This is a genomic window from Pseudomonas sp. FSL R10-0399, from assembly GCF_009600165.1.
Taxonomy (GTDB): Bacteria; Pseudomonadota; Gammaproteobacteria; order Pseudomonadales; family Pseudomonadaceae; genus Aquipseudomonas; species Aquipseudomonas helleri.
In genome coordinates, this window is sequence record NZ_WIWK01000031.1 from 25,401 (window position 1) to 37,151 (window position 11,751).

At 52.2% G+C, this 11,751-nt stretch carries 8 protein-coding genes; 6 read left to right on the forward strand and 2 right to left on the reverse strand.

Going from position 1 to position 11,751, the window contains the following annotated elements; all coding sequences use genetic code 11:
- Nucleotides 1–554 precede the first annotated feature (554 nt).
- The 6 genes from GHO41_RS11450 (at nucleotide 555) to GHO41_RS11475 (ending at nucleotide 5,722) form a co-directional block, all read left to right on the forward strand.
- Nucleotides 555–824 (forward strand): hypothetical protein, encoded by a 270-nt coding sequence (locus GHO41_RS11450; protein WP_048370650.1) that lies wholly within the window; start codon nucleotides 555–557, stop codon nucleotides 822–824.
- A gap of 502 nt (nucleotides 825–1,326) precedes the next feature.
- Nucleotides 1,327–2,226, forward strand: a complete 900-nt coding sequence (locus tag GHO41_RS11455) for an FkbM family methyltransferase (RefSeq protein ID WP_178126500.1) — start codon at nucleotides 1,327–1,329, stop codon at nucleotides 2,224–2,226.
- A 28-nt stretch (nucleotides 2,227–2,254) separates the two neighbouring features.
- Nucleotides 2,255–2,854 (forward strand): ATP-dependent Clp protease proteolytic subunit, encoded by a 600-nt coding sequence (locus GHO41_RS11460; RefSeq protein ID WP_153391096.1) that lies wholly within the window; start codon nucleotides 2,255–2,257, stop codon nucleotides 2,852–2,854.
- Entirely contained in the window at nucleotides 2,838–3,764 is a 927-nt protein-coding gene (locus GHO41_RS11465) for an acetamidase/formamidase family protein (RefSeq protein ID WP_153329516.1), read from the forward strand. Before GHO41_RS11460 ends, GHO41_RS11465 begins: the two co-directional genes overlap by 17 nt.
- Before the next feature lie 13 nt (nucleotides 3,765–3,777).
- Nucleotides 3,778–4,788, forward strand: coding sequence for an HEXXH motif-containing putative peptide modification protein (locus GHO41_RS11470; RefSeq protein ID WP_153433625.1), 1,011 nt, complete (start codon nucleotides 3,778–3,780; stop codon nucleotides 4,786–4,788).
- Complete coding sequence (locus GHO41_RS11475; protein WP_153433626.1) at nucleotides 4,778–5,722, forward strand: hypothetical protein; 945 nt, start codon at nucleotides 4,778–4,780, stop codon at nucleotides 5,720–5,722. Before GHO41_RS11470 ends, GHO41_RS11475 begins: the two co-directional genes overlap by 11 nt.
- A gap of 106 nt (nucleotides 5,723–5,828) precedes the next feature.
- Here GHO41_RS11475 and GHO41_RS11480 read toward each other — a convergent pair whose 3' ends face one another.
- The gene (locus GHO41_RS11480; protein WP_048370638.1) at nucleotides 5,829–8,702 is read right to left on the reverse strand and encodes a ribonucleoside-diphosphate reductase subunit alpha; all 2,874 of its coding nucleotides are present in this window, start codon (nucleotides 8,700–8,702) and stop codon (nucleotides 5,829–5,831) included.
- A 697-nt stretch (nucleotides 8,703–9,399) separates the two neighbouring features.
- Complete coding sequence (bglX, locus tag GHO41_RS11485) at nucleotides 9,400–11,691, reverse strand: beta-glucosidase BglX (RefSeq protein WP_153433627.1); 2,292 nt, start codon at nucleotides 11,689–11,691, stop codon at nucleotides 9,400–9,402.
- Nucleotides 11,692–11,751: the final 60 nt, after the last annotated feature.

Here is an 11,751-nt window from a genome sequence, read left to right on the forward strand (position 1 = left end):
TGGCAACATGCTGAATAAAAGCGGGCAGAAGTAATAATGAAGGGTGTTCACTGTGCACATACCGAGTTGTATTTTTATAAGGATGGTGTGCATTTTGCTTTATTTTGAAGCGCGCGTGCACTGTTTTAGGCGGGGAGAAAGGTAACCCCTCGGTAGGAGCGAGCTTGCCTCGCGATCTTTTGATCCTTTTAAAAGATCGCGAGGCAAGCTCGCTCCTACAGGGGGTGACAGGGTCAAGTGGCTCACGATTTTCCCGGATGTTTCGCACAGGTTTGCCAATTGCCGGGCCAAGGGGGCGACGCCTATAGTCGTTGCTCGCCGTTTGGGCGACCGGGTTTGGCGACTTGGGCAACATTTAGCTGGCATGCGGTTGTTATATGCGGCGGAGCGTGTATTTTGCTTGCGTTGCTTTATGGCAGCTGTGCGTGGGAGATCTTCGGGTCTGCCGGGTTTTCCTAAATGTTACCGGTTCGCCAACCCGCGCACAGTGGCCACCTATTTTCGTTTGGCGACGAGAGTGGTTGGCTCAAATCTGACATTTAGGAGCTTTACTCATGACTGCATCCCCCTACATCCCGTTAACCGCGATCGACTGCACCATTCCCGCCTTACTGATTGACCGCAACGCGCCGCTGGATGTGTTGCATGCCAACGCCATGGCCCGTGTGCTGGCGGTTACCCAATTGATGGAAACCTTTTCCTGCCGCGAGATGGAGCAGGCCGACGCGGTCGACCTCAAACACCTGGCAACCACGGCCATGCTGTTGCTGCGTGATGGCTGCGACCTGATGAATGTGGTGAGCTGGCGTTTGCAGCCCGCCTGAACAAAAGGCTGTGTAAATACCATCGCAGTAGCTCGGCTCTTGTACGTTTAATAAAAGATTTCATAAAGAGTTGTATTAAAGGCAAGAGCTATAAGGGTTTAGGGTGATGGTTAACTATATTTCATGAGGGGGGTGAGATTTTTCTGTAAGAAATTTAACTTCTGTCTTGAAGTTTAGTGGGTAAGTGTGAGTGTAGGAAATGTCTGAAATTGATCGTGATATTTTGACCTTGCTTGCATAGTGAGTTATAGCTTTATTTGTAATTTGCGTAAATGTACCGCTGCATAACTAAAATTTATGAGGTGCGTTATGGCTAGCAAATGTAAAAGCAAAAAAGTACCCGCTGTTCAAGAAATTGACCTGAAAAAAATATTTGGGTTGAATGGGAAAAATGGAAAGGTCGTTCTGGCAGTGACAAATTAGGACAAGTCCTTCTCATGGTTTGCAGGCGTGTCTTTTATGAGGCAGGCACGCCTGCATGTTTCCGTATATGAGGCTCTTTATGAAATTTCCGTTTGACCTGTCCGCAAACAAGATAAAAATAATTGACGTAGGTGCCCGTGCTGTTCCGGAGGGGTTTCATTATGAGGCGTTAGTAGATAGTAATGCCTGTGTCGTAACGGCAGTGGAGCCGGATGCTAAGGCTAATAAGTGGTTGACGAATAGAGCAATCGATAAGATCCACAATGTGGCGATCGGCGATGGGGGTGTCCATGAGATGCATGTCTGTCAATTAGCCTCGTGTTCATCGATGTTGGCTCCCAATAAAGCATGTCTGGAGTTCTATTCCGGCATGGAGTTTTTTTATAGGGTTGAGAAGGTAAATGCTATTAAGACCTATGGGTTCGATGTTGTGTTCTCTGATGCACATTTCGATTATCTTGATATCGATGTGCAAGGGTATGAGTTGGAGGTCTTAAAGTCAGGAGGTAAAAATATAAAAAATCTCTTGGGTGTACACATAGAAGTTTCTTTTGTAGAAAAATATGTAGGGCAGCCTTTGTTTCGTGATGTAGATGTTTTTTTAGCTGAGCGCGACTTCACATTTCACTGTTTTACCGGCTACGGTACTCGATCACCTCGTGGCGTGAAAGTAGGCGGCAGTTCGGTAAATGGGATCAATCAATGGTTATGGGCTGATGCATTTTATTTTCATCGGTTCGATGATGATGAATTTTGGGGTGTTTCGAATCGTCTGGTTAAGTTGGCCTGTATTTTCCATTGTGTTTACAAGTCGTATGACTTTGCCGTGCATGCACTAAAGTGCTTCGATAAGTTGGGCGGGAGCGCTTATTGTCATGAGTATGTTCGTTACTTGCAGGAGAAGGGTGTTGATGTTGAGGAGGGGGAAGACAGTGAATGGATAATGGAAGGCATGATTAAAAAATTGAGTCTTATCTGACAGTGATTTTCCTGAGAGGTCATGTGTGATGCCCCATTTAAGTGAGAAGAAGGATCGTGAGTCGGGAGGGATGGATTCGTTAAGTTTCAAGTTGTTAGACAGCACGATTGCGGCAAGAAAAATATTTATTACAGGAGAGATCAATACAAAAATGGCCAAGGATGCCGTGCAGCAACTGCATGCGCTTGCCTATATGAGTGATGAGCCAATTATTGTTTTTATTAGCTCGCCTGGGGGGCATGTAGAGTCAGGGGATATGATATTTGATGCGATACGCTTTATTAAGCCGGTGGTCATCACCATTGGCTCGGGCTGGGTGGCAAGTGCGGGTGCACTTATCTATGTCGCTGCGGATAAAGAAAATCGTTATTCATTGCCCAATACCCGTTTTTTACTTCATCAACCCTCGGGTGGTTTTCAAGGTAAAGCGATGGATTTTGACGCGTATGCAAAAGAAATTATAGAGATGAAAGAAAGACTTAACAGGATTTTTTCTGATGCGACAGGGCAGCCTATTGAAAAAGTCAGAATCGATACGGATAAAGATTTTTGGCTGAGTGCAGAAGAGGCTGTTGAATATGGGCTCGTACACTCAATTGTCGTAAAGGAAAATGAAATTCATAAGTGAAGTAGAGGATCTGCCACGGCAGAAAAAATATTATCAGTCGTTTTCAGGGCGAGAGAGTGATTTCTATTCTTTGAAACCAGGCAGTGCGTACGCGACGAGAACGATTGATAACTTAGGGTTTGATGAGTGCCTGGATCGTGTCAGCACTTACTTTAATCCGTTGTCAGGTCCGTATTTCTTAGAGGGAAGCAAGTGTGGTGATGTGCTTGCCATAACAGTCTTGGATATCCGAATTACTCGGAATGTTGGGTTGTCTTCGCAAGGCATATTGCCAGAATTTATAAATGAAAAATACAGCCAGCCTGTGGTGGGAGAGGAGGTCGTTTGTTGGCAGATTACTGGAGATCGTGGCATTCCTGTGAGCCAAAGCGACACAGGGTTGAACCTGCTTTCAGTCAGGCAGGAGTTGATGATCGGGTGTATTCGTTGCTCTGACCCAGTGGGCAAGGGGGAGGGTTTGTCATCGATTGACGCTGATGAATATGGCGGCAACGTCGACTGCACCTTTTTTAAAAAGGGAGCCACCCTGTTTTTACCTGTTGCCCATGACAACGCGTTCTTTTATATGGGAGATATTCATTTTAATCAGTGTGTGGGTGAGGTGGGCGGCTCGGGTATTGAAGTGTCCGGTGAAATTGTATTTTCTGTAGATAAATGCAGTCAACCGCTGCACAGTTGCTTGCATATTAATGTGGGGGGCTTCGTTTATTTTATGGGCGTGAACGAAGATTTTAATGCCAGTGTTCGTCTTGCCTATGGATATGCATTTGAGGCGCTGCTCGGTAACGGTGTGGCAGAGTCTGTTGCCCGGCTGTTACTTGGGCATTGTGCTTCGCTGCACGTGATGAAATTGGGCGTCCCGAATGTTGTAGTGGTGGGTGTTGAATCGGCGTTTTTTATAAAAAAATAACGAGGTGTCCGCGATGTACACTATTAGTGCTGCTCCTTATGTGCTGGTGGCGACTACACTGTTCGAAAATGTTTCGGCGAGGTTGTGGGCAAGTTTTGAATATTTGTTGAGATCTATTGGTCAGGAAGACAGCCGTTTTTTTGGGTTGATTTCAGAGTATCGTAACTGCCCTAAAGCGCCTCCTTTCTTTTTTGCAGCCCATGAAACGTTGATAAGTTACTACGTGCGTGGAGAGGAGGTTAGCAAGAGTTTAAGTGAAAGGTTATTATGTTTTTCAAGTTGCGAGCGCCACTCTAATCTGGAGGTGCTTCCCTTTTTAATGTCGTCGGGGTTGCAAAATGAAATATGCAGTTCTGTCGTCTATTCAGATATTAGAAAGACTTATGAAGACGCGGATGCCAATGTTGCTTTGCCAAAGGAGATTGGTAGTGAGGGTGAATTTCTGGCATCCAGGCGTTTGATGATTCATGCGCTTGACATTATTAGGTGTGCGGACGATGCGTTGTATGCTGAAATGGCGCAGGTCGTGGATGAGATTAGAATTTTTCAGTCTGGATATTGTCGGGCGGGAACTAATTTTAATGCCTTGGGTATGATTTATGTCGGGTCGTGTTCAGTGCACGATACTGTCTCTAGGTACATAGAGCACGTTGTTCACGAGTCAGCACACAATTTATTATATGCGCATTGGGTGCATGATCCGCTCTTTGAAAATCATAATGACAGATTGTATCCAACTCCCTTTCGTAAGCAGGCTAGACCACTCAGCGCTATTTATCATGCTGCCTTTGTGCTGGCGCGAACTATTTATGTGTTTGAAAGAATATATAAAGCTGATCCGGGTGCTTTGGATTTTAGTAAGGTGAGAACTAATTATAATGAGCGTGGTAATGATGCTTCATTTAAGGATAAGTTTTTTCAGACGCTAGGGGTTGTCTATGAACATGCAGAGCTTACGGCTTATGGGAGGTCGTTAATTAAATCGTGTCAGGAAATGGTAGAAGGATGTGAAATTGCAATATAAAGGTGCCGCGGTGGGGGGCGTAGTCGCGTTGTTAGTGTTTTTGAGCGGCGATGCTTTTAGGATGATCTATTCGGCGTATTTCTTGTATCGTGAGATTGATCCGTTTGTCTTGATGTTTTGCTTCTCGTTGCTGTCATTGATTTCTTTGGCCGGTTTGATGCTGAGGGACTGGTTGCGCTCAGGCGTTAAATTCAGTTGTGTGGTGACTGATTTTAGACAGCGTGCAGGCTTTGTCCGTTGTGTCTATTTGTATGGATTAATAATTTTTTTTACGTTGCTAAGCTGGGCGTCTGGTTTTTGGGCTATTAAATATTTGCTTCCGGGGGCTTTTTCCTCAATTGCGGTCTCTGTGGGGGCGATAATATTGCCCTTTACGCAGGGTGTTCGGTTAAGTGTACTCAATATCTTGCTTTCGATTCTTGTCGTTTTAAGTGCCGTTTTTATAGCCAGTGCTGGAGGTGGTATTGCAGTCTCCGGAGCAAGTGGTTCCGGGGCTAGTATTAATGCTGGTGTTGTCTTGTCTATATTGTGCGGTATAGCTATTTATATAAACACGCGCGTGTCAGCGAGGCTCGGTGTTCTCAAGCAGTCTCCAATAAAGGTTAATGCTTTACGGAGTATTTTGGTGGTGTTCTGCTGTTTTGGTCTGTGTCTAAAATTTGATTTGTTTTCAACGATCGAGGTCGCTTGGGTTGATGTGGTGTTGCTGTCGTCTTTTATGTTCTTGATTCAGGTTTCCCTGCAGTTCGCAATTGCGTGGTTAGGTGCATCGCTCACTACAATAGGTTTATCTGCAGCACCCGCGTTTGCGGTGCTTATCCAAAGTGTTTTTTTTAAAATAACAGTCGATAGCATCGTCGCTTCGGTTATTTTTTTTAATGCCTGCGTGTTGATAGTTCTGACAGTTGAACAACGTAAGCGTGTAAGCCGTTAATAGCTTGGGTGATAGCCCCAAAAAACAAAACCCCCGCTAAACCCAACTGTATCCAGGGCTTAACGGGGGTTTTTAGTCAGGCGGTCAAGCCGCCTGGCCATTCAGCTTATTGGCAAGCTTCGCAATCCGGCTCGTCAATCGCGCAGGCTTTTGGCACGGGGGCCGGGCCAGCAGGCGCTGCTGCTACGTCTTCACTGTTTTTGCCGCTCGATACTGCGTTGAGCTTGCCCGTGTTAACGGTGGACTTCTCGGTGCTGGTCGCCGCCAGGGCACGGAGGTAGTAGGTGGTTTTCAAACCACGGTACCAGGCCATGCGGTAGGTGACGTCGAGCTTCTTGCCCGATGCGCCGGCGATGTACAGGTTCAGCGACTGAGCCTGGTCGATCCACTTCTGACGACGGCTGGCTGCGTCAACGATCCACTTGGTGTCAACTTCAAACGCAGTGGCATACAGCTCTTTGAGCTCTTGCGGGATACGTTCGATCTGCTGCACGGAACCGTCGTAGTATTTCAGGTCGTTGATCATGACCGAATCCCACAGACCGCGAGCCTTGAGGTCGCGAACCAGGTACGGGTTGATCACGGTGAATTCGCCCGACAGGTTGGATTTCACGTACAGGTTTTGATACGTCGGTTCGATCGACTGCGACACGCCAGTGATGTTGGCGATGGTGGCGGTCGGTGCGATGGCCATAATGTTGGAGTTACGAATGCCTTTTTGTACACGGGCGCGAACCGGTGCCCAGTCCAGGGATTCGTTCAGGTCAACGTCGATGTACTTCTGGCCACGCTGCTCGATCAGGATCTGTTGCGAATCCAGCGGCAACACGCCTTTGGACCACAGCGAACCCTGGAACGTCTCGTAAGCGCCACGCTCGTCAGCCAGGTCGCAGGACGCCTGGATCGCGTAGTAGCTGACCGCTTCCATCGACTTGTCGGCAAACTCGACAGCCGCTTGCGAGGCATAAGGGATGTGCTGCAGGTACAGCGCGTCCTGGAAGCCCATGATCCCCAGGCCGACCGGACGGTGCTTGAAGTTCGAGTTGCGCGCTTGCGGCACCGAGTAGTAGTTGATGTCGATCACGTTGTCGAGCATGCGCACGGCGACGTCGATGGTGCGCTTGAGCTTGGCGGTGTCCAGCTTGCCGTCCACGATGTGGTTAGGCAGGTTGATCGAACCCAGGTTACATACAGCGATCTCGTCCTTGTTGGTGTTCAAGGTGATCTCGGTGCACAGGTTCGAGCTGTGAACCACGCCCACGTGCTGCTGCGGGCTGCGCAGGTTGCACGGGTCTTTGAAGGTCAGCCATGGGTGGCCGGTTTCAAACAGCATGGACAGCATTTTGCGCCACAGGTCTTTGGCCTGGATGGTCTTGAACAGTTTGACCTTGCCCGGGTACTCGGTCAGGGCTTCGTAGTACTCGTAACGCTCTTCGAAGGCCTTGCCGGTCAGGTCGTGCAGGTCCGGTACTTCGGACGGCGAGAACAGGGTCCATTTGCCGTCATCGAAGACGCGCTTCATGAACAGGTCAGGGATCCAGTTGGCGGTGTTCATGTCGTGGGTACGACGACGGTCATCACCGGTGTTCTTACGCAGCTCGATGAACTCTTCGATGTCCATGTGCCAGGTTTCCAGGTAGGCACAGACAGCGCCTTTGCGCTTGCCACCCTGGTTTACGGCGACGGCGGTGTCGTTCACAACCTTGAGGAACGGAACCACGCCCTGGGACTTGCCGTTGGTGCCTTTGATCCACGAACCCAAAGCACGGACCGGGGTCCAGTCGTTGCCCAGGCCGCCCGCGAATTTGGACAACATGGCGTTGTCGTGGATCGCGTGGTAGATGCCCGACAGGTCGTCCGGCACGGTGGTCAGGTAGCAGCTGGACAGCTGAGGACGCTGAGTACCGGCGTTGAACAGGGTCGGGGTCGAGGCCATGTAGTCGAACGACGACAACAGGTTGTAGAACTCGATGGCGCGGTCTTCTTTTTGCTTCTCTTCGATCGCCAGGCCCATGGCCACGCGCATAAAGAAGATCTGCGGCAGTTCGAAACGCACGCCATCCTTGTGGATGAAGTAACGGTCGTACAGGGTTTGCAGGCCCAGGTAGGTGAACTGCTGATCGCGCTCGTGGTTGATCGCCTTGCCCAGTTTTTCCAGGTCAAAGGTGGCCAGCACCGGGTTCAGCAGGTCGAACTCAATACCTTTGGCGATGTAAGCCGGCAGTGCCTTGGCGTACAGGTCAGCCATTTCGTGGTGGGTGGCGCTTTCGGCAACGTTCAGGAAGCCCAGGCCTTCACCGCGCAGGGTGTCCATCAGCAGGCGGGCGGTCACGAACGAGTAGTTGGGCTCACGCTCAACCAGGGTACGGGCGGTCATCACCAGGGCGGTGTTGACGTCACTCAGGGCCACGCCGTCGTAGAGGTTTTTCAGGGTTTCGCGCTGGATCAGGTCGCCGTCGACTTCTGCCAGGCCTTCGCAGGCTTCGCTGACGATGGTGTTCAGGCGGGCCATGTCCAGCGGCGCGAACGTGCCGTCGGCGCGGGTGATGCGGATGGTCGGGTGAGCAACCACGGCGCTTTCGGCCGGGGCGCGAGTGGCGCGTTCTTTGGCGCGCGAGTCGCGGTAGATCACGTAGTCACGCGCGACTTTTTGCTCGCCGGCGCGCATCAGGGCCAGTTCAACCTGGTCCTGGATTTCTTCGATGTGGATGGTGCCACCCGATGGCATGCGACGCTTGAAGGTCGCGGTGACTTGTTCAGTCAGGCGCGCAACGGTGTCGTGGATTCGTGACGAGGCAGCAGCATTGCCACCTTCAACTGCGAGAAACGCTTTGGTGATGGCGACGGTGATCTTGTCGTCGGTGTAAGGAACCACGGTTCCGTTACGTTTGATCACGCGCAATTGGCCTGGCGCGGTCGCAGACAGATCCAGATTTGAATCGGAACCCTGCGAGTTCTCGCGAGCTGTGTCGGTTTGCATGGGGGGGTGTCTCCACATTCTCTATGTTTATTTGGGCTCCTTTTGGGGGCCCACCGTTCCGTCCTGAAGCACTACAACCGATCATGAACCGGGCATAACAACCTCGGGACGTACAGAAAGGGGGGGTTAAGCCGCTTCCGTGCCGAAGTCTTGGTCTGTGCGTGCAGCCTCAAACCGTATTCCTCGTGGGTGACAGTATTTTTACTGCAACACCCGGGCCGCTTTCCTGCTGTGGAGCCGGAAAACGGTTGCCATCCGCATGAGCGGTTTGGACTTTGAGAACTGCGTTTGGTTTAACCCGACAGGCGCGAGAAAAGGGCTTGAAATTCTCGTCTGAGTTGTGTTGGGTTATTGGCCTAAAACCCTATATGTAGGTGTTTTTGGCGCGACAGATACAAGATATGCGTTTTAGTGGCGCTGTGCAATGTACGGCCTGTGGATAACTCTGTGCGTAAAGTGTGTATGAAGGGTTGATAAACCATGTAGGCCGCATAGACGCTGGATTGAACCGCTTGTCACTGAATTTTTCAGCACCCAATCGAGCCGTCTGAATTTTGAGGGCGCGAACCCTACCACAAAAAACAGCCCTGTCCGAACGCATTTTCAGGCGGGCGCAAAGATCATAAAGGTCAAGCACAAAATGCTCGAAAGAGGGGCCGAAAAGGCCCTTGCAGACCTTTTCGGTTATTGCGCGTGGTTACAACAATTCGAAGCTGTTTTGCTGCACGTTGTGTGAATCGAGGCCGATTTGCACGTCGAACTCGCCCGGCTCGGCGGCGTACTTCAATTGCGCGTTGTAAAACTTCAGGTCGTCTTCGCTGAGGGTAAAGCGCACCACTTTCTGCTCGCCTGCCTTGAGCATGACTTTTTCGAAGTTCTTCAGCTCTTTGACCGGGCGGGCCATGGAGGCGGTGACGTCACGCAGGTACAACTGCACCACCGTCTCGCCATCGCGCTTGCCGGTGTTTTTGACGGTGACGCTGGCGGTGAGAGTGCCCCCGGGCTTCAACGTTTTCGACGACAGCGTAACCGGCGACAGGCTGAAGTCGGTATAGCTCAGGCCATAGCCGAACGGGTACAGCGGTGAGTTCTCGGCGTCGAAGTACTGCGAGGTGTAGTTGCCCGGCTTGCCCGGCGTAAAGGGCCGTCCAATGCTCAGGTGGCTGTAGTAGCTAGGAATCTGGCCAACAGAGCGTGGGAAGGTGATCGGCAGCTTGCCAGACGGGTTGTAGTCACCGAACAGCACGTCGGCAATGGCATTACCGCCTTCGGTGCCGCTGAACCAGGTTTCCAGCACCGCATCGGCGTGCGCCTGTTCCTGCTCGATCGACAGCGGGCGGCCGTTCATCAGCACCAGTACCAAAGGTTTGCCGGTGGCTTTAAGTGCGCTGATCAAGGCGCGTTGGCTATCGGGAATGTCCAGCGAGGTGCGGCTAGATGACTCGTGGGACATGCCGCGCGACTCACCCACCACGGCGACGACCACATCAGCGTGCTGCGCGGCTTTGACCGCTTCGTCGATCATTGTTTGGGCCGGGCGTGGGTCGTCTTTGACGTCGATCCCGCCGGTGTTGATGTGGTTCAGGTACTCGGCGATTTTCGGATCGTCGGAGATGTTCGCGCCCCGCGCATAGGTGACTGAACCTTGCTGGCCCATGGCCTTTTGCAGGCCCTCATACACGGTCACCGATTGTGCAGGCACCCCGGCGCCGGACCAACTGCCCAGCATGTCGACCTTGGAGTTGGCCAGCGGGCCGACCAGGGCAATGCGTGTCTGCTTGTTAAGCGGCAGGGTCTGGTTGTTGTTTTTCAGCAACACCAGGCTCTTGCGTGCCACGTCGCGGGCCTCCTGGCGGTGCAGGCGGTTTTCGGCGTTGGTGTCGGCCGGGTCATCTTCGGCCTTGCCGATGCGCAGGTACGGGTCGGCAAACAGGCCCATGTCGTATTTGGCCCCGAGCACTTCACGTACGGCATTGTCCAGATCGCTCTGCGGCACTTCGCCCGACTTCAGCAGGCCCGGCAACTCTTCGCCGTACGCCTTGTCGTTCATGCTCATGTCGATACCGGCCTTGATCGCCAGCTTGGCAGCTTCGCGGTTGTCTTTGGCCACGCCATGCTTGATCAGCTCGATAATCGCGCCGTGGTCGCTGATGGCCACGCCTTTAAAGCCCCAGTCCTTGCGCAGCAGGTCTTGCATCAGCCACATGTTGGAGGTGGCCGGCACGCCGTTGATCGAGTTGAGCGCCACCATCACCCCGCCAGCCCCGGCTTTTATCGCAGCATGGTAGGGCGGCAGGTAGTCCTGGAACATGCGTGTCGGGCTCATGTCGACGATGTTGTAGTCCCGTCCTCCTTCAACAGCGCCGTACAGTGCAAAGTGTTTAACGCTGGCCATGATGTTGCCGGGCAAGGCAGGGGAGAGGCCCTGATAAGCCTTGACCATGACGTCAGCGATGCGCGAGACCAGATAGGTGTCTTCGCCAAAACCTTCCGAGGTCCGGCCCCAGCGCGGGTCGCGGGCTATATCGACCATCGGCGCAAAGGTCATGTCGATGCCGTCTGCGCTGGCTTCCTGGGCAGAAACACGCCCGCTCTGGGCTATGGCGTCCATGTCCCAGCTGGCCGCCAGGCCCAGGCTGATCGGGAAAATCGTGCGATGGCCGTGAATCACGTCGTAGGCAAAAAACATCGGGATCTTCAGGCGGCTGCGCATGGCAGCGTCTTGCATAGGCCGGTTTTCGTCGCGGGTCACCGAGTTGAAAGTGCCGCCGATGTGCCCGGCCGCGATTTCCTTGCGGATCAGTTCGCGCGGCATGTCGGTGGCGATGCTGATGAGGCGCAACTGGCCGATTTTTTCGGCTTCAGTCATCTGCTTCATCAGGTCTGCGACAAAAACGTCTTTGGGCGGGAGCGGCGCTGTCGGGGTTTGGGCCCATACCGAAGGACTGGCCAGGCTGATGGCCAGGCCCAGCAAACACAGGTTTCTCATGAGATTCTTCTACGCGGCCGCTCGGTGAACGCGAAGGGAGGCCCGCGCTTTCGTAGCGAT

Bases quoted from the DNA above. Each gene is read 5' to 3' on its own strand.
- GHO41_RS11480 (WP_048370638.1), bottom strand. From the start codon at position 8,702: ATGCAAACCGACACAGCTCGCGAGAACTCGCAGGGTTCCGATTCAAAT.
- GHO41_RS11465 (WP_153329516.1), top strand. From the start codon at position 2,838: ATGAAATTCATAAGTGAAGTAGAGGATCTGCCACGGCAGAAAAAATAT.
- GHO41_RS11450 (WP_048370650.1), top strand. From the start codon at position 555: ATGACTGCATCCCCCTACATCCCGTTAACCGCGATCGACTGCACCATT.
- GHO41_RS11455 (WP_178126500.1), top strand. From the start codon at position 1,327: ATGAAATTTCCGTTTGACCTGTCCGCAAACAAGATAAAAATAATTGAC.
- GHO41_RS11460 (WP_153391096.1), top strand. From the start codon at position 2,255: ATGCCCCATTTAAGTGAGAAGAAGGATCGTGAGTCGGGAGGGATGGAT.
- GHO41_RS11470 (WP_153433625.1), top strand. From the start codon at position 3,778: ATGTACACTATTAGTGCTGCTCCTTATGTGCTGGTGGCGACTACACTG.
- bglX (WP_153433627.1), bottom strand. From the start codon at position 11,691: ATGAGAAACCTGTGTTTGCTGGGCCTGGCCATCAGCCTGGCCAGTCCT.